Raw genomic sequence first — 20,593 nt, forward strand, 5'->3', positions numbered from 1 at the left:
CGAGCGAGTCCGCAGGACTCCCAGACCGGACTGCGAAATATCAAGGCGTGGCTTGACATCGAGCCGGGTACCAGGTATGATCCTTAAAGCGGTGGCATCGTAAGGTCTGATCTTCGTCGCATCTGCAGGTTCTCACCAGACACTTACTGACGGGCTTTCATCCAAGCACACAACTCAAGAGGCCATTGAACCGCAATGGTGGCGTGGCAACACGGGCGATGGCCCGGGCGAGATCGTATACATCAGCGATCTGACGAGGTTGATTGATCACCTGTTTATCAGCTTCATGCCGTTAGAGGTGGCCTGCGACCGGCCACTCCGGGAATGTGGTTTGCCGGCGACCTGATCCTCACCTCGGCCGACTCCTGTGAAATAACGATCCTATTGGTTGGGGCCAAGGTATGGGCCGGTGAGTTTTGGGAACTCGACTTGTTAGGCGTTCACCGTCATAACAAACGTGAGCAGCAAACCGGTAATAGTATTTCGAATTCTCATGTTAGTCTATTCTTTTTGTATTTATTTTCATTTCTATCTTCGTATTTCAATTCCCAGCCAATCCTCGAGGGCTGTATATATTTGTTCTTTTTCTGGCAACCCAAAATCTACTATACTAAATACATGTCCTTTATCCCTGGCAATGAGTTTGACTGCATTGGTGTTTCCTGTTAGTTCTACTGCGCACGAAGTCCACATGTCGTATTCACCGTAGAGATAGAGAATGTTATTCCCTTCGTTTTGAAGGTAGTTCAGAATTGTTGGCATAACATCCTTTCGAAACGTTGCGTTCCGGGCATCCTTTGGAACGTAGATCGAAAAGTTTGGATCTTTAACCCACTGCAGCAAATCCACCATGTGAGCTACCGGATAGCCATGGTAGCCCAACTCCGTGAATTGTTGATAGTAAAGAGCCGCATTGTACGTCATTTGGCGTTCTGTAAACCTTGTGAATGAACCACTCAATAATCCAAAAAGCTGCTCTTTTGGCGCATCGGGTTGAGGAATATCCGACCCTCTTCGATCACCCGACCAGAACGAGAATGGGAATTGGATAATAGCCCATTCAAAAACCTCGTCAAGGCCGAGGGCAAAACTCAGTTTCTGGTTCATCGACAGCTCTTTCAGCATGGGAAGTAGTTCTGACCTTCTCGCCAGGCAGGTTCTCTGAAACTGCTTAGTCTTTTCTCGAGTCGGCTCATCGCCAATAGAACTCATAAAACTCTCGAAACGCGGATCGATAGGGCCTAACATGATTGGGGCAACCCAAGCGACTGTCGCATCCACATCGTGTGGGTAGTTTGCCCGGTGAAAAAGCGCAGCCATACCGCCTTTACTCCTACCGCATGAAATCCATTTCCCCGGATAAATTGCCTTTAGAGTCTCTACTACCAGATGAAGATCCGATGCGGCCTGCCACGATGTAAGATATTCCCATTTCACCGGATTGGGCTTTGATGACTCGTAGTATCTGTGTTCAACGATGACCTGGTTGGCATCAAGTATTCTTGCCATTTCCCGCTCCTTGGGCCAAGAAACTCCGTACCCCTCGGTTTCCAACACGACAGGTTTTGAGAAGTCGCGGTGCGAAAGAAATACGCGCTGGGTAAATCTCGCTCCTTTGGGATTCCCATGATCCAAAGGTTGAACAAATGCCAACTCAAATCCCTCAATAAAACCGGGAAGGGCCTCAATTCTCTTAACATATACACCATTAATTGCCTTTAACCTGTCAAATAGGTCAGCGGAATGTTCTTGACATTGTCCCGGACACGGAACTGTCAGCTTGAATAGCAGAATAGAGAGGCAAACAAAACGAATTACATTTACTGTCATTGTCAAACCTTTTTGTGAGCGCTATTTGTCATCGATCGCATATTCCCCTATTAGCCATATTACTTCCAAAAGAGCTTAGCCGGCATGCCGGGCAGAAGAACGAAGATGTCCTTGTAGTACTGCCGGACTTTGTCGATCTTGCTGTCCGCGACGCTTTCAAGCTTGATAGTGAGGTGGCCTAAGGCGATGTGGTTCGGCCTGAGGACCTCTTGGAGGAAGCGAGGATACGAAGGATTCGGACTCAGCGGCCAAGCGTACCCAACAACGGCCAGATCGATCGGAACCGTTCCCAGTCCGAATTTGAGGAAATCATCAGGCTTCCCCATCCAATCCCCTTGGTGGAACACCCGCCAGCCGTTGACCTCGATGAAATACATGAGGTTCATCGGTGCTTTCTCGTTGCCATGGAGCGTTCGAACGATGGTGAGGGGGATGCGCGCCACGTCCCTCTTGACGTTCTCTCCAACCTCGAGGTCGACGGAGATGATCCGCGGGGCGATTCTCGACCAGTCCGACGCGACGTTGCGCATCTCGTCCACCGCGTCCGACGGCGCCACGAGGACGGGCTCAGGACGAGACTCCAGGTAGCGAACCGCCAGGGCAGCGTCGAAATGATCCCGGTGTTTGTGCGTGACGAGCACAAGGTCGACACTGTCGAAGGGGGCTTCCCCCTTCATCATACTGTCGAGCGTCTCGAGTGTGGGAACACGGTACAACTTCGGCTTATCGAAGAGGCAGTCGATCATGACCTTGGAATCACCCGAGCTTACCAGAACGCCCATGTTGGCCACGTAGGTCAACACGAGAGGCTCTTGAGTCGCGGTCTGTCCCGATAAGGAAGAGGCCCACGGCGTTTTTTGGCCAAGATATGGGCCTGTTAAAACCGGGAAATCATCCTTCTGTGCGTAAATGGATTGACCCAATATGGCGGAAACCAGAATCACAGCACAAATTGTTTTAGATCTCAATTTTCTATATCCTCTTTTCCGCTTTCTTATCTACTAATACGTTGAAGAGATAATTGTGTTACACTTCACCTTATTCCCTTCCAACGACTTCCACTCTTTGTAGTATACCTAATGCATGCTCGAAAGTTGAATTCCATAGAAGTTCGGGGAGAGTGAGGTCGGGGCCACTTGACGAGACCTGAACTCATGTAATAATGAGGCGTGGTACTGCCCGGCTGAGTTCCAAGCCGCTGCGCCATGCTTGGTGGAAGCTTTAATCATTGTGATCCGCATTGCGCAACTGCACCGAATGTACTGCCGTGTTCTCTGTCGCTGTCATGTCCAACCTTGACCGATATTCTCTCGGTCAGCTCTGCCCGTGAGTCGGTCTGTGTCCATCCTGTGAGTACGGGGGACAAAAAGAAACACAACCAGACAAAACCAGACAAAAAGAGACAACAAAACCTATATTTATCCTGTTAAGCCGGTTACGGCGTATTTTACTGCACCCCAACGGGTTACACGAACGCCCCTTGGAGAATCCCTGCCTCTCCGCCAGATTGTTTTGGGGCGGTGGAACCAAAAACCCTTAGAGGTAAATGACTGTCAAATCAAGTCTCGTATAGTGCACTTTAGCTCTGCCCACCCTGATGCTGCGGTCAATGTTACCGGCGCACAGTCCGTATCACAGAGAACCATACTCCCGGTACCCGGGTCAGGCTCCGACTCGAGTTGCCTCTCCCAGGGAGAGTGGGCTCTCTGGTGTCAACTATCCCTCTACCGGCGGCTGAAGGGTTCTGCTGCGCCTTCACAGCCAGGCTGAGGATACAGATCAGTGGCGTCGCGGATTCGGCCGGCGAACGATGCGATTCAATCTACCCCATCAGCCGCTCGCAGCCATGTAACCGATTGATATAGGCTAACTGTCCAATATGGTAGCTTTCGTGCAGTTGCATGAAGCCCACTATGGACCCAACCGTCCTTTCAACGCCGGGCATTTCGAACGGTGACTCTCCGGCCAGTACTTCGTCAGGAACCTCCTGCAACCGGGCATGCATCTTCGTAGTTATGTTTTCCCATTCATTCTCGATCTGTTCAAGGCTCGGATAGATGGCCGGATCGCCTGGTTCTGCCCCATATTGAAACAGACTCGCGTCCGGGAATTCATCCTTGATTCCAAGTAGTCGAGCCACGACAAAACGATACGCCGTCAGGTGACCAACTACCCAGTGAAACGAGTTTCCCTTATCATACGGACGCTTGTGCAAATCAGAAGAATTTGCCATCTCCAGAACCTTGCGAAACAGGTCAGAGTTAATCTGGTACAGCGTCGCGATGGATTTCATGTTCGGGTTCATCCTCAGGTCCTTTCATTCAGCTGTGTGCGAGCACAGGTAAGTGAGTTCCGTTATCGATTCTTGTTCCGTACAACGAGATAGTTTTCACGCTTTCCTCGGTTTGCCCGCGTTCAATCCGATGTCTTCCGGCACCGGCAACTTACATTCACCCTCTCCGGGAATCTCTCCCGCCCCTGCATTTCGCGCGCGATGCCACGGAAACGACAGACAAGTCAGTCTTTTCAAGAACGATCGAGGGGAGGTCCGAGGCCGTAGTACAAGTTGTCTCCCGCACCCTGGCTCCAGAGGAGTGGATGAACTTTTGATATATCCAGTTCACCCTCAGTGAGACATTCTTCATCAACATACGACTTGATAACGCGGCCAATGACCCCTTCACCCTCCTCACGGGTGATGATCTCAGTGACTTTACACTCTATGTTGATGGGGCATTGCGTAATCATCGGCGCCGTTTTCAGTTCGCCATAGAACGTATCGAAAAGCCTGCTCTTGTCGTAATCGCGGCCGGACTTGGACCCGCAGATATACATCTCCCGGAGTAGTGCTTCTGAAGGAATGTTCACACTGAACGCCCTGTGCTCCCTGATTCCGCCAAATGTATAGCGTTTTCGGTACATGCTGAGAAAGATATAACGACCGAACGCAAACGGACAGATGTAGCCTATCACCAGGTAGTTGGGCCGTTCGTCAACGAGCGCCCCTACCAAGACAGCAGGAAGCGGGTAGAGCTGATGCCTGTCATATTCGTTTTTCACGTGTTCTCCTTTATGGCTGCGGACCTTGCGTGGACTATTTCCAATTCGGCTTACGCTCAGTCTCTTGCTTTTCCATAGCAGACAACCGAGTATACCTATATGCTAACGTGATTTGTCGTATAAGTCACGTGCAATGTAATCATCATTAGCATGCACACCATTTATATAGCTCTCAGCACTGTTTTTGACCGCCGGTCTGTACACAGTTGTTGCGCAATATGAGCGGCGTTGAACAACCCCGGCCCGACTATGGCTACGCATACGACGATGGGTTTCTGAATCTGATCATCGTCGAACATCTCCCTGAGAATGAAGCGTCCGCCAGGCCTGCAGTATGTGATCAGATATAGAAACACTCAGCATCGCGGCGCTGATAGTATCGATTGACAACTGGTCAAAGCTGACACACCGTACTGGACTATCCGTTGCCTCATATCTGCAGCAAATACTGCATCTTGACAAAGAACTGTCTGGATGCAAGCCTGTTCGAGATAGATATGTGTCCACTCGTGTTCTCCCGGGTAAGCTCCTCGTAGTTGTAGGTTGATCCTATATAGAATACCGAGAACGGGTTCAGCCTGTACGTCAGGAGTGGTTCAATGGACCACTGGTCGATGAAGTCATCATACTGAATCGCCAGGCGCCCTGCCATCCGGCGCGATACCTGGTAATCCATGCGCGTACGGTATATAAACCCGTTATACAGCTCCTCATCCGAATCCAGCTGAAGACCTCGAGCGTAATCCAGCCACTGTTGCAGCAAGATGCGATCGTACGGCTTCAGTTTTACCGACAGGTTGAGATCGAGTGTCTTGGCCATCGTCAAATAACGTCGAGCTATTCCATGCCCGCAGGTCACAGCCGCTTCCAGTTGCAGCAGGTTCCCAAGCTGAGCACTAGCGTCCTGATAGATGTGCCAGCTGTCGTCGGATTGAATACCCCCGAAGTTCTCCGCCGTCCGTGCGTATTGCGAGAAGAATCCCGCCTGGGCTACTCTGAGACGGGTCCACAGGTTCAATTCGAGCATTCTGTACTTCGGTTTGCCGTCGAAATTCCACTCTCCAAACAAACTGATATGTGGATTGATTGTTTCAAAGGGCCCCGCGGGCAAGCGATGGAAATAGCCAACGACGGAGTTCACGGCACGATAGTCATTCTGCGGTACGAATCCGAGGTACTGTCGGAAGGTTGGGGCAGCCTGTTCGAAAGCCAGTGAGGCGTTCCAACTGCTTGTCCACCAGCCCAGGTAAGCATAGTCGAATTGTCCCCAGAATGACTCTCCATCCATTGCTCTGGTATAACGCTTATCGAATGTAGAATCTGAGTCAGCAATCTCGCCGGTCAAGCCGGGATCATCGTGTTCGGTTACGTGACTGGCCGCAAGATGGTACCTTGCCCGAACCGTCGGAGCCAGTCGGAAAAGTCCGTCCAGTGTAACGGAAGAACCGGAGCCACCTCCGTTGAATCTCTGGTCCGTGACAATCATGCCTACCTCGGAGCCTTCTCCAACAGATTGCCTGATTCTGATCACGTTCGACGTGCTCTTTCCTGCGAGCAGATAATCGCTCCGCTCCTCGGACGGCAATACGATTGGTGATATCCGGTCTCGAGCCAGCAGATACCCCACGCTGGTGCGTCCGGAGCGCAAGGTTGCCTTCGCAACGAGCTCGGGGTCGTTGATCATGCGTGTATAGACAGTACGGATGGCGGCCCGGAACAAGTCGCTACCCTCCTGAAAGAACGGACGGCGTTCCGGATAAAAGAGCGTGAATGTCGTGGTCACGTCGATCTGTCCGGCATCGGCTTCGATCTGGCTGAAGTCCGGATTTACTGCAGCCTCCAGAGTGGCGCTGGAGGATATAGAGTATTTACCCCATACCGAAAGTTCTCCATCCGGATTATCGTTCACGAATTCATACGGAGATTTAACCTCGCCGGTCCCGGCAACCCGTCCCGACTGATATGCGATCACGCTCGGGGTTATTTGAATCCCCCGTCCGGGTGATACTCCCGCAATGCCGCTTACTGTTCCCCACTGGCAGGGCCAGCAGTTCTCATCACGGTCGTAGGCGGCCCAGGCGTACTCGGCCTGTGTTTCCCTCGGATGAATGCGCCAGAAATCCAACCTCCAGACCCGGTTATCCCTGTTCGGAAACCTGAGGGATGCAAACGGAATGGCTATTTCTACCTGGTAACCGGAATCAGTGACTATACCTGCTGACTCCCAGATAAGATCGAAGCCTCTTTCCTCGCCGCCGGTTGCGGCCCACATAACATCTCCCTGAATACCCAGGGGGTTGACGTACAGCAGATATGCCCAAGCGGCGTCTCCGTAGGTGTCCAGACCCACCATGACATAATCGTCGCTGAATATCTTGTCACGCTCACATAAGGAAGCCCGGATGGTCTCCGGCTCGTCGTGGCAGACGAAGGCGATGTACAGCTTGTCGCCATCATAGGTTAGGTAAGCCTCAGTTTCCACAGGAGGTTTCGTCCGGTCGCCTGGATAGCGCTCTGCGAAGTTCGCTGCCAGCGCGGCACTTTGCCAACCCGAATCGTCCAGATGACCGTCAATCTCAATATTCCCGCGCGCTCTGGCAGCCTCAAGGGACGGTTGAAAGACAGGGCTGAAGTCGTTGACCGTTTCACAGTGCGTTGGGGCAGGAGACCAGACGAAGAGCCCCGCCAAGCACGCCGCGAGAAGCCAACCTGAGTATCTCATATGTACAACTCCTTGCCACATCGCCGACATTGTTCCGGCGCTTTGCTGAACGTTCGTAAAACCAAACGCTGCCGTCATTGCGCTCACCGGGTACTTCGCTTAACGCTCGTGCATTATAGCATACGCCAGATAGTGCTATAAGTCTCATGCAATTATACTATAGTATCCATGATGCTTCGTCATATATCGCTGCAATTCTCAGACGTGACTCCTTTGGCGCGCAACTTACAGGGGCCGTTCCTCCGGATATCTGAGTTCCTGCCACCCGGAGTCATTGGTGAAGTGAATGATGTCTATGTGAACTTCACGACAGTGACAGGTGACGTCGTACCCTGGCCTTCGCATGTCGAAAAGGAGGAGATGTGTTATGTCGTTAGAGGCTCGCTGCGAACGGACAGTGAGAACCGTCCCGGCCGACTCCCGACCTGGACAGTTCAAGTACCGCACCGACGAGAAAGATGAGCCAACTACTCCAGGCCGGAGCCCAGATTGTCTCGAAGCAGATCGATAAAACCTTGTATGTAACCGGGACGGTTCGGATCTTTCAGAGTCATTGCATACCAGGTTCGCTTGACACCTTTTCTGGTGAGACGGATAGGAACCAATCTTGCGGACCTCAAGTAAGGTGTTGCCGCCCACCGGACCATAACAGTTATCCCCAGGCCGGCCTTAACCATGTCTATGATTGCATCCGTCATAGGCAGCGTGACCACCTCTTTCGGCGTGACACCGGCAGGTGTAAGTACCTTTTGGAATAGATTGCTTTCTTCCAACTTACTTTCAAAAACTATGAGATTCTCGGCGGCAAGGTCTTTAGGCAGAATGAACTTCCTACTTGCCCAGCGGTGATCGTTGCGAACAATAACAACGTCCTCGTCCTCGAAAAGAGACTGATACTGCAGATCTTTGGACGATATGACTCGATTCACGAGGGCCATGTCAAGCTCACCATCAAGCAGAGAATTGTAAGGATCAGCAGTTGCGGCGAGGCGGATCTTAATCTCGACACCCTGGAATTCTTTTTTATATGCCTCCAGGATTTTAGGAAGCCAATGGTAACACGTGTAGCATGCGGTCACCAGTCTCAGCATGCCGCCGCGCCCATGGCTAATGGCATTCACGTCATTCTCGATTTTTTGTAATTCGCAGAGTATTTTGCAGGCTCCTCGGTTAAGTATCTGCCCCGCCTGCGTAAGGGTCATCCGTCTGCCGATCCTGTTAAAGAGAGCCAGACCAAACTCATCTTCGACAGCGCGGAGTTGGCGGCTGAGTGCAGGCTGTGTCAGGTAGAGTGTCTTGCCTGCCGCGGTAAGTGTACCGGTCTGGGCGAGAGTCTTAATAAGCTGCAAATGTCTTATTTCCACGTTCAGTCTCCTGTCATCATAATCTCCGGGGTATATAACCCTGTGTAATAGGAATCATGAAAAAGTTACAGTGTTATTATACATCTTCTGCTCGTATTATACAAAAGGAATTATTGAAAAGAGCCGTCGTTGAGCGATCACTACTGGCGGGTGCCTGGCTCAGGTGCTTCCGGACTCTTGAGGTTCTTTTGCCTCCGGGCTTGAGTTGTAGCCGGCAGAGGAGAAACTTGATCGGGTTCGAAGACCAAAGGCCGGGCGGGCGGCGGATAGCAAAGGAGACAACCACATGGACCAGGATCTGTATCAAGTTGATGTCTTTACGGACAGGTATTTCCATGGCAACCCTGCCGGGGTATGTATTCTTCAGGGGCCTGCAAGTGTGGATTGGATGCAGGATGTAGCCGCTGAGATGAATCTGTCCGAAACCGCATTTCTTTATCCGGAGGGAGAAGGGTTTCGCCTGCGGTGGTTTACGCCGCAAACGGAAGTGGATTTGTGCGGTCACGCTACTGTAGGGAGTGCGCACGTTCTTTGGGAGACCGAGAGCCTGCCGCGCTCACGCCGCATCCGGTTTTTCACGAACAGCGGGGAATTGACCGCCGAGTGGGACAACGGATCGATTACTGTCGATTTCCCCGCTATACCTACGGTTGAGGCCGATCCACCGGATGGATTGATGGAGGCACTCGGGGTGGCAGGTGAGTGGTTTGGCATGGGAGATCAGCATTACCTGGTGCAAGTGCGATCTGAGACCGATGTCCGGTCCGCCCGACCTGATTATACTGCGCTCGCACGAGTAGCCGATCGCCCCGTCATCCTGTCAAGCCGAGCTTCTTCACCTCAGTATGACATTGTCTCCCGTTTCTTTGCACCTTGTATTGGGATCAACGAGGATCCGGTGACGGGCTTTGCCCACTGCTGCCTGGGGCCGTTTTGGGGGGTGAGGCTTGGTCGGAACACCATCTGCGCCCACCAGGCGTCTACCAGAACGGGTGATGTATTCGTAACCCTGCGTGAGAACAGGGTTCTGCTCACCGGCAATGCCCTCACCGTGTTTCGAATCAAGCTTCTCCCGGACGTGGCTAGCACCAATAGTCCTGTGGCTGAAAACGGAGTGTGATGGAGGCGCAGAAATGCTTCCTGAGCACCCTGCCTTGCGGCCCGATATGTCGGATTGGTGAAGGAGATGCTCGCGGCCCACTTTTCAGGATTGCCGCCTGCGGGATAATCTCGGGCCCAGCTATGGGGGGACCGTTTATCTCAGTGCATCCGACGCTGTTTTCGCTCGGTGTGAATTCATCGGTAGCTACGGCATATGGGGCGGGGTGTTAAAGGGGGGGCGCCGTTTCATGGGGCGCTTGATCTTCATTGGACTCCCTTACTGTGCGAAGAAGACAGTCGTTGCGGAAACAACTCCTGGAATCATGCAATCTCTTGCGCATTCCTCGGAGACCGGTTTGGCCGGTCGCGCAGGGAAAATGGCCGGCAGGCCAGAGTTCCCCGGCCTGAAATATCGTGGACTTTTTGGTCCATAGTGCCTATATTAACGCGTCATCTACGGCCCTGATCAACCTGCTGTCCACCACTCGACCTGGCAGCGGAATTGACCACTTCACGCTGAGGGGCTGGAGAATCCCTGCTGTGGGGGCGGGTGCGTTTTGAAACACGACGCTAAATGTCTGAGTTGCATTGCAGAAAACAAAACACCAGGGGAGATAAAGATGAAAAACGTACTCAGATCAGGGTGTATCCTGGCGCTGTGGATGATGGTGGGAATGGTACCGGTCATACCTGATGCCCTGGCCGATGAACCATTGTTCGGCGAAAGGATCGATTATGGTACAGGAGATGGTCCGCACTCTGTCTTCTCGATTGATCTTGACGGGGATGGTGACAATGACCTGGCGGTAGCGAACATGGGCTCTTACAATGTCTCCATTCTGAAGAATAACGGTGACGGGAGTTTTCAAACGGCGGTCGACTATGACGCAGGAGCTTTGCCGCACTCTGTCTTCTCGATCGATCTTGACGGGGATGTTGATAATGACCTGGCGGTAGCTGACTATGGGTCTGACAATGTTTCCATTCTGAAGAATAACGGTGACGGGACATTTCAGGCCGCGGTCGACTATGGCGCAGGAGATGATCCGCGCTCTGTCGTCTCGATTGATCTTGACGGGGATGGTGACAATGACCTGGCGACAGCGAACGAGGGCTCTAACGATGTCTCCATTCTCAAGAATAACGGTGACGGGACATTTCAGGCCGCGGTCGGCTATGGCGCAGGAGATTACCCGAGCTCTGTTTTCTCGATCGATCTTGACGGGGATGGTGACAATGACCTGGCGACAGCCAACTATATGTCTGCCAATGTTTCCATTCTGAAGAATAACGGTGACGGGACGTTTCAGACGGCGGTCGCCTATGGCGCAGGAGATTATCCGTACTCTGTCTTCTCGATCGATCTTGACGGTGATGGTGACAATGACCTGGCGGTAGCGAACTTATACTCTGACAATGTTTCCATTCTGAAGAATAACGGTGACGGGACGTTTCTAACGGCGGTCAACTATGGCGCAGGAGATGGTCCGCACTCTGTCTTCTCGATTGATCTTGACGCGGATGGCGACAATGACCTGGCGGTAGCGAACGCGGGCTCACAGAGTGTTTCCATTCTGAAGAATAACGGTGACGGGACGTTTCAAACGGCGGTCGACTATGGCGCAGGAGATGGTCCGTTCTCTGTCTTCTCGATTGATCTTGACGGGGATGGTGACAATGACCTGGCGGTAGCTAACGCGGGCTCTAACAATGTTTCCATTCTCATGAATAACAGTGACACGCTGTTTCAAACCGCGGTTGCCTATGCCGCGGGAGATGGTTCGTACTCTGTCTTCTCAATTGACCTTGACGGAGATGGTGACAATGACCTGGCGGTAGCCAACAATTACTCTGCCAATGTTTCTGTCCTGATGAACAACGGTGACGGGACCTTTCAAACCGCGGTCGACTATGGGGCAGGATATTCTCCGGTCTCTGTCTTCTCGATTGATCTTGACGGGGATGGCGACAATGACCTGGCGGTAGCCAATGTGTCATCTGACACTGTTTCCATTCTGAAGAATAACGGTGACGGGACCTTTGCTGCCGCGGTCGACTATGTTACAGGAGGTGGTCCGGTCTCTGTCTTCTCGATTGATCTTGACGGTGATGGTGACAACGACCTGGCGACAGCCAACTATGCGTCTGCCAATGTTTCCATACTGAAGAACAACGGTGACGGGACGTTTGAAACCGCGGTCGACTATGGCGCAGGAGTTACTCCGTACTCTGTCTTCTCGATTGATCTTGACGGAGATGGTGACAATGACCTGGCGGTAGCGAATTATACGGCTAACAATGTGTCTGTCTTAAGGAACAACGGTGGCGGGACGTTTCAAACGCCGGTCGACTATGGCGCAGGAGATTATCCGGTCTCTGTCTTCTCGATTGATCTTGACGGGGACGGTGACAATGACCTGGCGGTCGCTAACAGTGAGTCTGACAATGTTTCCATTCTATTCAACCTGCTGGTCTCGTCCTGTTGCACGGGTATCACCGGGAACGTGGACGGTGATCCGGGTGAGATTGTGGATATCGGTGACCTCACATATCTTATTCGTTACCTTTTCATCCCGCCCAACGAACCGCCCGATTGCCTGCCGGAAGCGAATATCGACGGGGATCCGGGAGAAGTCGTGGACATAGGCGATCTGACGGGGTTGATCGACTACCTGTTCATCAGCCACACGCCGCCGGCGGAGTGTCAATAGGGGACGGCCAGCGATAAGCCGACCTGCGAAACTGAATGCAGCTTGCCGGGGATTACCGCAGGACTCACTCAAGAAGCGGTACAATAACCGGGGGACGGATCAGATCAGGACTTGCTTCTCAGGCGGGCCAGCCGTTCCGTAGCGTCCTGGACTGACCCGATACCGGGGTCGGCGTTCGTCCAGATGTCGAGAAATGTTTCGTATCGGGCGATGGCCATGTCCACATCTCCCTTCTGCTCGTATGCCAGACCCAGATAGTAATATACTTTTACAGACAGGTTGCCGGAAAAGAGTCCGAGTGAGCTGTACACTTTGCTCAGGTCTTCGAAAGCCGCAATCGAGCGGTCGAGCTTGCCCAGTTCAAGGCGCGTTTTTGCGAGCATAAAGCGGCCGAAAAAGTCTCCGGACGCTTCGACTGCCTTCTCGAAGTGTACCTCGGCCAGGTCCGGGTTGCTCACGGCCAGTTCGAACAAGCCACGTGCTAAGTGGTACGAGGTCATTGGCCGCTCATTCTCCTCAAGGAACTCTTTGAGTTCTCGCACCACCTGCTCGGCCAATTCAACCTCGCCTTTCTCCGCAAGTAGCTGCGCGTATCTGCATCGATACTGTTCCCTGTCCTCCGGATAGATCCTGTGGTGAGCCTCCATGGCAAGCTCGATTTCCTGTATGGCTTGTTCGAGCTTCCCTTGCTCCCTGAAAACAGAAGACCTCACCGCATGCTTGTGCCTGAGTTGTGATGTGACGCGGTCAATCCGGTCGGCACTCAAACCGTCGTTGAGCACGTCGAGAGCCTCTTCGAATTTTCCCTGATACAGCGGTATGTAGGAAAGGTATAATCGGGCTGCGGAGCGCTGGATCTGATTTCCTTCCGCAACGAGAGCCCGGAGACAACTGTCGGCCAGAGTGTATTCCCCTTTGTAGATATACATGAATCCGAGATTCATCCATGAAGTGATAAAGTCCGGTTTTATCGCAACGGCCCGTCTGTAGGATTCAATAGCTTCATCGAGTCGGCCATGTCGGGCGCAGATCTCGCCCCGTGAGTCGTACGGGTTGGCCTCATCAGGCGCGACTTTAACATATTCGTCGATGGCCTGTATGGCCCTGTCACCATCGCCGATTGCATCATAAGCATACGCGAGCTGGTTGAGAGCGATCCCATAACTCGGATCAATCTGTACGGCGCTGTCCAACAGCCTGATTGCCACGTCATACTGACCCCGGGCAAATCGATATCGACCCATTCGATAGAACGCTTCCTTGTCATCCGGATAGCGCTGGACAGCCACCCGGAGTTCTTCGATAGCTTTCTCATAATCGCCGGAAAGAGCTGCGCTAAGACTTCTGATGTGATGTCCCTCTATCGGACTGGAGCCGTCTGAGAACTCGACCGCCCTGGCAATCAATCCCGTGTCCGCAAGTTGAGCCAGGTAGTAATAGGCCATAGCGAAGGTGGAGTCGAGATCCAATGCATGCCTGAAGTATACTTCCGCCTCACCGTAGTACAGTTTGTTATAGTACTCCACACCTTTTAAATAATTGTAATATGCTTCCCTGGAGTCAGTAGTAACCTCAGCCACCAGCCGATCCGGCCCCCAGTCCGCGGTCGTTGGAGGCGGCAGCATCCGCCTGACTTCCACTGTGAGCTTGTCCACCAGGCCGAAAATACTCTCGTCAGGCTCACCGGTTATCCGGTGCGAAGCCAGTGTCAGACCGCTTGAAACCTCCACAAGCTGGATCGTGATGACAGGCCGTGGTTGCATCTTCAGGATACTTCCGGTGATCATCCATGTGGCCCGCGCTCGACGCGCCACTTCTGCTGCCGTGTTCTTGTCCAGGGTCTTGGCACCGTCCTGGCCCAGCAGTTTGAGAATGTCGTGCAATCTCTGGCTCGAGACAACCTGCAAATACTGCGATTGAGATAGATCGGTGATAAAGAGGTTCGTCACTATCTCTCCAAGCGCTGCGATACCCGAGGAGTCCGCGAGGTTTTCAAAGTACATTACGGCCAGCCGGTTCTCCGCAGCAACAGCCCGGTCCGAAGGCTGAAACTCGATACGCCATGGCTTGAGCACCAACAGCAGGACAATTGCGGAAACCAGGGCGGCAAATCGCAGAGCCACCGAGGCTCTTCGTCTGAGCTTAGGCGATAGCCGCCTCGCGGAATCTGTGCGTTCGGCGGCTTGTTCTTCCGTGATAATTGAGCGAATGCACTCCCGTGCCTCAGGATCATCTCTTATTAACCGGCCCATGGCCTGGAAGTCCCGTACGCGTTCATAGCAGTGGGCACAGTCGAGAATGTGTATCTCAACCTCCCGACGTTCCGCTTCGCCCAGCATGTTCAGCTCATAGGCGAGTAGCATGCGCGATATGCGGCTGTCACTGCACTTACTCATGGTGACGACGTTCCCCCTTTGTTAGGCAATTTTCCAGCATGGACCGGGCCCTCGAAAGCACTACGTAATAATAGGCCTTGTTCAGTTGGAGCTTGTCGCATATTTCGTCGCTGCCGTAGCCTTGATAACTTAGATTGAGGATCCTGGCAAACCTGCGATTCGCTCGTGCCACTTCGGTGAGGCACTGAAGCATGTGCTGTCTCACTATCGGGTCAAGGTCGGTAGAGCGGCTGTGACAGTCACTGTCAGGAAGAGACCCAAAATGCTTCTGCCGCGTGCGCTCGGTCTTAAAATAATCCATGACCTTATGCTCGAGAACCTTGTAGGCCCAGCCGGCAAAACTGATCTGGAAATCAACTGCGCCGTGTTTCTCGGCAATCGTCGCGAGAGCCTGCTGCACGACATCCTCTGAATCTTCCCTGTTTCGTATTCTTTGTTGAACGAACAGCCGGAACCTATCAGAAAGGTGCTGAAATAGCTGTGTTTCGGCCTCTCTATGGCCTTCTCTCACTCTGCGGTACAAGGATTCAATGCTCATCGGTGCCTGGTGCCTTCAAGCTCGTCGGAACCATACCGCATTTCCTTGCCGCAGTCAAGTGTGGCGCTTTTAGCGCCGGGATTCCGCTGACCTCTTCCGCAGGAAGATAGAATACTGTGGCTGGGTCAACATTAGTAGGTAGAGATCTATAGGAAAAACCGAAAACTTCATAGGAGTAATCATGTTTCAACATTGCCACCGAAAACCGGCTTTGGCCTTGGCCGCCGCCGTCTGTTTGATGGCCAGCCCGGTTCCTGCCTTCGCTGAGGCATCCCAGCCGATGCGCTTGACGTATTTCGGCGGAAACGCCTCTGAGCTTGCCTTTCCGCGCGTGGCTACCGCTGTAGGACATGACGGGTCCGTTTATATTGCAGGCTACACTACCTCTGAAGACCTTTTAGCATCCGCGACCGCGGTCTACGGGGATGATGTCTCCGGGGAAGAGGCGTTTGTGGCGAGGTTCTCGAGCGATTTGTCAACCCTGCTGGGCCTGGCCGTTCTGACCGGCAGCGGGGATGACCGAGCAACATCGGTCGCCGTCGATGAAGCAGGCCGCGTCTACGTGGGTGGACACACAACCTCGGAGGGCTTCCCGTATATTTCCGGAAGTTACGATACCACGTACAACGGCACCGGCTCCAGTCCTTACGGTAACGGTGACGTTTTTGTGGCCAGGTTTGACAGCGAGTTGTTTGAACTACAGGCCTGTACTTTTCTTGGAGGGGCTGGCGCTGACTACTCCCATTGCATGGTCCTGAATGGGGCCGGGTTAGTATGCATCTCCGGCAGTACGAACTCCAGCGATTTCCCGGTGTCGCCGGATGCTTACGATACGACACGTAGTCCTTCGGGTAGCTTCGGCTTGGATGTCTTTATCTCCGTGCTTGATGCTGACCTGGAGACCCTTGTAGCTTCCACTTACTTCGGAGGAACCGCCGATGACTTCACCGAGGCCATCGTCGTGTCCGCCGCAGGTGATATCTATGTCTCCGGCTGGACCAATTCAATGAGTTTCCCATTGGTGTCAACCTGCTACGACCTCACTTACAACGGAGGAATGTACGATTCCTTCATTTCGAAGCTGGACGGCAATCTCACCACCCTGATTGCTTCAACCTTCCTGGGTGGCAACTACTGGGACATGGTTTACTCCATCTGTCTCGATGGCAGTGGCTCCGTCTTCGTCACGGGTCATACCGCCTCCAAGTACGATTTTCCGTATACACCGGACGCTTACGATACGCTGTATAACGGGGTGCTCAACCAGGGTGCGACCGATGACTGTTTCGTGTCCAAGTTCGACGAAAACCTGACGGTGTTATCAGCCTCCACGTTTCTCGGCGGCCAGAACTGGGATTGTGGGTTCACAATGGTGCTCGACGACAGCGGCTACGTCTTTGTGGGTAACCACACCAACTCCCTGGACTTTCCCACCAGCCCCGTGACCTACGACGCCGACTATAACGGCGGCCAGTACGATCTGACTATTGTCAGGCTCAACAACGATTTGTCCGAGCTTCTGTTTTCCTCCTACCTCGGCGGACAGGAAAGAGAGTACTATCCGGGACTGGCTCTGGACACAGCCACGAACCTGTTCGCGGCCGCCGCCACCGGATCAAGTGACCTGCCCTATTCCTCGGATGCCTTCGACACCAGCCTGAACGGCAGCCGGGACATCATGGTGGCGTTCCTGCCGAAAGGGTACTGGGTCGACACCGATGGCGATGGCCATCTTGATGTGTTCGATAACTGCCCGCTCGTTCCCAACCCGGATCAGGAAGATTCAGACGATGACGCCGTCGGCGACAGTTGCGATGTGTGCCAAGGGCATGACGACAACGCTGATGCGGACGGTGATCTTGTACCCGACGGATGCGATGACTGTACCGATACTGACGGCGATGGCTACGGCAATCCAGGCTACCCGTTCAATACCTGCGATGATGACAACTGCCCGGATGTTTACAATCCCGGTCAGGAGGACAACGATGGCGATGGGACAGGCAACGCCTGCTGCTGTGCGAACGGGACGGGCAACGTTGATGGTGATCCGGGAGAGATCGTTGACATCGGCGACCTGACCCGTCTGATAGGCTATCTCTTCATCAGCCAGGACCCCCTGGGTTGTCCGGGTGAGGCGAATATCGACGGCGACGAGGCTGGTGTCGTCGACATCGGCGACCTGACGAAGTTGATCGACTACCTGTTCATCAGCAACACGCCCCCGGCGGTCTGCCTGTAGCGGCACGCTGAGATAACCGAGAGAGACGAGGGCCCTGCCGGTTCGGCAGGGCCTTTTTGATACTGTGTGGGACTGCTCCTGCCTGATGCTTCACCGGGCAGCAGTAGGGCAGAACCCCTGCGGTTCTGCCCTGCCGTTACTAATATGCATTCCCCTTGACACAATATAGACCATATGGTATACTCTTGGTTCACCGGGGGTTGCATCTGAGAGTAGTTGATAGACGGGCTGGTGTCGGGTTTCTTTCCGTCTACGGGTGGCCGGAACCCAACCTACAAGCTTGAAAGCAAGAAGCCTGGCGCAAGCAGGTGGCCCGTGGGCTTGCCCCGGGTTTCCAGGAGCAACCCGTTTCGGCGAGTGTCTGGAAATCGGTGACAATTGCGTGGAGCGTGAGAGGCTACTAGAAACCCAGCGCGAGCGCTGGGCCACCCCGCGACGGGTTGCGGAGGCGAGCGGACATGCGAGGGCGCCGGGCTTATCCGAGCTTGCGGGCGGCCGGAACCCGACCTGCGGGCTGGAGGAGATAACAGATGAGTGGCAATTCAACGCCGTGCGGTGTCGTAAGAACTTGTTGGACGCGGCTGGTCATGGCCGTATTGGTTTTGTGCGCGCCGTGCAGCCTGGCTGACGCTCTGTACTTTGTGTATGCTCGTCCCTGTACGTCTAAGCCCGGTGGGCTTTTCTACCCAGCCTCGATTTATCGGTACGATGCCTCTGAGCAGCGACTGGTTGAGGTTTGGACGACGGGGGAATCGAAGCCGGTCCACGCGGTTTGGCAGTATGCGTCATCTGGGGATCTGGTGATTGTGCTGGGTTGGGAGGGGACGAGGAAGTTGGCGGTGGTTTCCACGGAACGGGCATCGCGTCCGAATGTGGTCGATCTTTCCGACTACGGCTATGTTATGTGATTCAAGTACATGGCGGGTAGTGACGGCCGGGGAAGCACCAGGATCTTCTTTTTTGACAGGACAATCGATCTCAGTAAGCTAACGCCGGAGACCGTGGTGTTTGAGCAGGCGGAAGTTATGGCCACTGGAGAGCGTGCGTCCCTTGACGCAACTACAGAAGTGAGGCTGGCCGGAGCACTGCCGGTCCATGCTACGGGAGAAAGTGACCTGCTGCCCGTCAACATTGGTGCTGACCGCTGGGTAAGCGCTCGTGATTCAAGCATGGTTCAGTTCGCCAGTCCTATACCTGATAGTATAACCTTGCTGGAACCCACAAGTACATGGATTCTTATCGCCAATGAACCTGCATACCAGGCGTTGCTGTCGCCTCCGGTCGAGCACGACTTTCCCCACAGGCAGCTGGTCCTGCATCTCAGGGGTCCGGACACGTGGAGTTCGGTGCTCCTGGAGGGTCCGCTCACCGCCCCGAGACCGATGAACGAGTGGCTTGTGGGAGTCACGGAGTATGAAGATCCAAGGACTGACTATGCGGCGCGCCAATTCTATCCGTCGGTGGCCGGTGAAGCCGTGGTTTTGGTGAACCCGGTTGCGGGTCGTACTCTCCAGGTGACGCTGGGCGAGGACAGCGAGGTTCTCTGGGTGGAATCGGATACCGTGTATTATCGTATAGGCGATACGTTATATCGGGCGCTGCTCGGGGAGGATGATTTCCTGAACCGGACGAAACTGGTATCGGATCCGATCGTGAAGCAGGTTCACTGGGCGTTTCGAGGCGACGAATGAGATCGGTATTGTAGGGCAGAACCCCTGCGGTTCTGCCGCTTGGCTAAGGCACACACTCCTTGACACAATATAGACCATAAGGTATACTCTTGGTTCACCGGGGGTTCCATCTGCGGGTAGTTGATATACGGGCTGGTGCCGGGCATGTGGGCTGGGTGAAGGGAGATATTGTCAGGATTCTCGTGGAGTAGGTTATGAAAAGAAAGGGACGAAAGATAGATAGGAGGCCATCGAGAAGTAGGAACTACTTCTTTGTGGACGCGTGTTTTCTAGTCAACAAGTACATCCCCTTGTCGGCAGCCCCGGATGGGAATGAGGTTGACCGACTGCGCAAATGCAAAACGTGGTGGCGTGAAATAGCAAGTCAGTTGAGGACAGCGTGCGCTAGAGTATACGTTCCTGACGTGTGCATCGCCGAGGGCTTCAAGGTGTTGGCAAAGAAGTACTATCAAGATGATTGGTTTCGTACTGCTCAAGAGTATAAGTCGGCGCGCGACCGTATGAGTCGCGACCTACGAACGTCAGTCCAAGAAATTCGATCTGTGGATCGGCGCATACTTTTCCACGATATATCGACATGCCGTGATATCATCATTGCAGTGGATCGGTTTTTCGAAGTATTCATGAAGCACGGGAAGAAAGTGCAAATCGCAGATCTGATCCTGCTCGCATCTGCGAAGTATTTGATGGATTTCTATGACGTTCACCGCGCGGATCTGCACATAATTACGCTTGATGAGGATCTGTACTCCGGGATTAAGTTGGTTAAGGAGCTCCCGAATGCCTATGACCCAACGAAGGGAAAGGACGCAGCGGGACGCGTGTTTAGGTAAAAGACACCTTTGCGCACGCCGTAATTGAGGTCGAGTGCTGAGGTTGGGGACAAGAGGCTGCCGACGGGTTGCGGACGCGAGCGGACATGCGAGGGCGCCGGGCTT

At 53.5% G+C, this 20,593-nt stretch carries 13 protein-coding genes; 5 read left to right on the forward strand and 8 right to left on the reverse strand.

Going from position 1 to position 20,593, the window contains the following annotated elements; genetic code table 11:
* Nucleotides 1–528: 528 nt before the first annotated feature.
* From VMY05_00005 to VMY05_00030, 6 genes are all read right to left on the reverse strand, one after another.
* Nucleotides 529–1,830, reverse strand: a complete 1,302-nt coding sequence (locus VMY05_00005) for a S28 family serine protease (GenBank protein HUV29458.1) — start codon at nt 1,828–1,830, stop codon at nt 529–531.
* A gap of 59 nt (nt 1,831–1,889) precedes the next feature.
* Nucleotides 1,890–2,633, reverse strand: a complete 744-nt coding sequence (locus VMY05_00010) for an MBL fold metallo-hydrolase (GenBank protein HUV29459.1) — start codon at nt 2,631–2,633, stop codon at nt 1,890–1,892.
* Nucleotides 2,634–3,652: 1,019 nt separating this feature from the next.
* Nucleotides 3,653–4,123, reverse strand: coding sequence for a DinB family protein (locus tag VMY05_00015; GenBank protein ID HUV29460.1), 471 nt, complete (start codon nt 4,121–4,123; stop codon nt 3,653–3,655).
* A gap of 233 nt (nt 4,124–4,356) precedes the next feature.
* A complete protein-coding gene (locus VMY05_00020; GenBank protein HUV29461.1) occupies nt 4,357–4,890 on the reverse strand; it encodes a flavin reductase family protein in 534 nt (177 codons plus the stop codon).
* A gap of 430 nt (nt 4,891–5,320) precedes the next feature.
* Nucleotides 5,321–7,372, reverse strand: coding sequence for a DUF5916 domain-containing protein (locus VMY05_00025; protein HUV29462.1), 2,052 nt, complete (start codon nt 7,370–7,372; stop codon nt 5,321–5,323).
* A gap of 707 nt (nt 7,373–8,079) precedes the next feature.
* Nucleotides 8,080–8,976 (reverse strand): LysR family transcriptional regulator, encoded by an 897-nt coding sequence (locus VMY05_00030; GenBank protein HUV29463.1) that lies wholly within the window; start codon nt 8,974–8,976, stop codon nt 8,080–8,082.
* A gap of 286 nt (nt 8,977–9,262) precedes the next feature.
* On the opposite strand from VMY05_00030, the gene VMY05_00035 reads away from it, so the two are divergent.
* The gene (locus tag VMY05_00035; GenBank protein ID HUV29464.1) at nt 9,263–10,096 is read left to right on the forward strand and encodes a PhzF family phenazine biosynthesis protein; all 834 of its coding nucleotides are present in this window, start codon (nt 9,263–9,265) and stop codon (nt 10,094–10,096) included.
* A gap of 601 nt (nt 10,097–10,697) precedes the next feature.
* Nucleotides 10,698–12,788, forward strand: coding sequence for an FG-GAP-like repeat-containing protein (locus VMY05_00040; GenBank protein ID HUV29465.1), 2,091 nt, complete (start codon nt 10,698–10,700; stop codon nt 12,786–12,788).
* Between the two features lie 104 nt (nt 12,789–12,892).
* Here VMY05_00040 and VMY05_00045 read toward each other — a convergent pair whose 3' ends face one another.
* Nucleotides 12,893–15,184: a tetratricopeptide repeat protein gene (locus VMY05_00045; GenBank protein ID HUV29466.1), complete on the reverse strand. Its 2,292-nt coding sequence runs from the start codon at nt 15,182–15,184 to the stop codon at nt 12,893–12,895.
* The gene (locus tag VMY05_00050; protein HUV29467.1) at nt 15,177–15,722 is read right to left on the reverse strand and encodes a sigma-70 family RNA polymerase sigma factor; all 546 of its coding nucleotides are present in this window, start codon (nt 15,720–15,722) and stop codon (nt 15,177–15,179) included. The genes VMY05_00045 and VMY05_00050 overlap by 8 nt, the downstream gene beginning before the upstream one ends.
* A gap of 181 nt (nt 15,723–15,903) precedes the next feature.
* Here VMY05_00050 and VMY05_00055 point away from each other — a divergent pair, with 181 nt between their 5' ends.
* The 3 genes from VMY05_00055 to VMY05_00065 all read left to right on the forward strand — a co-directional run bounded on the left by VMY05_00055 (nt 15,904) and on the right by VMY05_00065 (nt 20,488).
* Nucleotides 15,904–17,964, forward strand: coding sequence for an SBBP repeat-containing protein (locus VMY05_00055; protein HUV29468.1), 2,061 nt, complete (start codon nt 15,904–15,906; stop codon nt 17,962–17,964).
* A gap of 917 nt (nt 17,965–18,881) precedes the next feature.
* On the forward strand, nt 18,882–19,655 hold the full coding sequence (locus tag VMY05_00060) for a hypothetical protein (protein ID HUV29469.1): 774 nt from the start codon (nt 18,882–18,884) through the stop codon (nt 19,653–19,655).
* A 194-nt stretch (nt 19,656–19,849) separates the two neighbouring features.
* Nucleotides 19,850–20,488 carry a hypothetical protein gene (locus VMY05_00065; GenBank protein HUV29470.1) on the forward strand — a complete coding sequence of 213 codons (639 nt, stop codon included), beginning with the start codon at nt 19,850–19,852 and terminating at the stop codon, nt 20,486–20,488.
* Nucleotides 20,489–20,593: the final 105 nt, after the last annotated feature.

This window comes from Acidobacteriota bacterium, from assembly GCA_035529075.1.
In the GTDB taxonomy this organism is placed as follows: Bacteria; Zixibacteria; MSB-5A5; order GN15; family FEB-12; genus DATKXK01.

What these genes read in the sequence shown, in the direction of transcription:
- VMY05_00005 (HUV29458.1), bottom strand. Translation starts at nt 1,830, where the DNA reads ATGACAGTAAATGTAATTCGTTTTGTTTGCCTCTCTATTCTGCTATTC.
- VMY05_00015 (HUV29460.1), bottom strand. Translation starts at nt 4,123, where the DNA reads ATGAAATCCATCGCGACGCTGTACCAGATTAACTCTGACCTGTTTCGC.
- VMY05_00035 (HUV29464.1), top strand. Translation starts at nt 9,263, where the DNA reads ATGGACCAGGATCTGTATCAAGTTGATGTCTTTACGGACAGGTATTTC.
- VMY05_00040 (HUV29465.1), top strand. Translation starts at nt 10,698, where the DNA reads ATGAAAAACGTACTCAGATCAGGGTGTATCCTGGCGCTGTGGATGATG.
- VMY05_00045 (HUV29466.1), bottom strand. Translation starts at nt 15,184, where the DNA reads ATGAGTAAGTGCAGTGACAGCCGCATATCGCGCATGCTACTCGCCTAT.
- VMY05_00050 (HUV29467.1), bottom strand. Translation starts at nt 15,722, where the DNA reads ATGAGCATTGAATCCTTGTACCGCAGAGTGAGAGAAGGCCATAGAGAG.
- VMY05_00055 (HUV29468.1), top strand. Translation starts at nt 15,904, where the DNA reads ATGTTTCAACATTGCCACCGAAAACCGGCTTTGGCCTTGGCCGCCGCC.
- VMY05_00060 (HUV29469.1), top strand. Translation starts at nt 18,882, where the DNA reads ATGGCGGGTAGTGACGGCCGGGGAAGCACCAGGATCTTCTTTTTTGAC.
- VMY05_00065 (HUV29470.1), top strand. Translation starts at nt 19,850, where the DNA reads ATGAAAAGAAAGGGACGAAAGATAGATAGGAGGCCATCGAGAAGTAGG.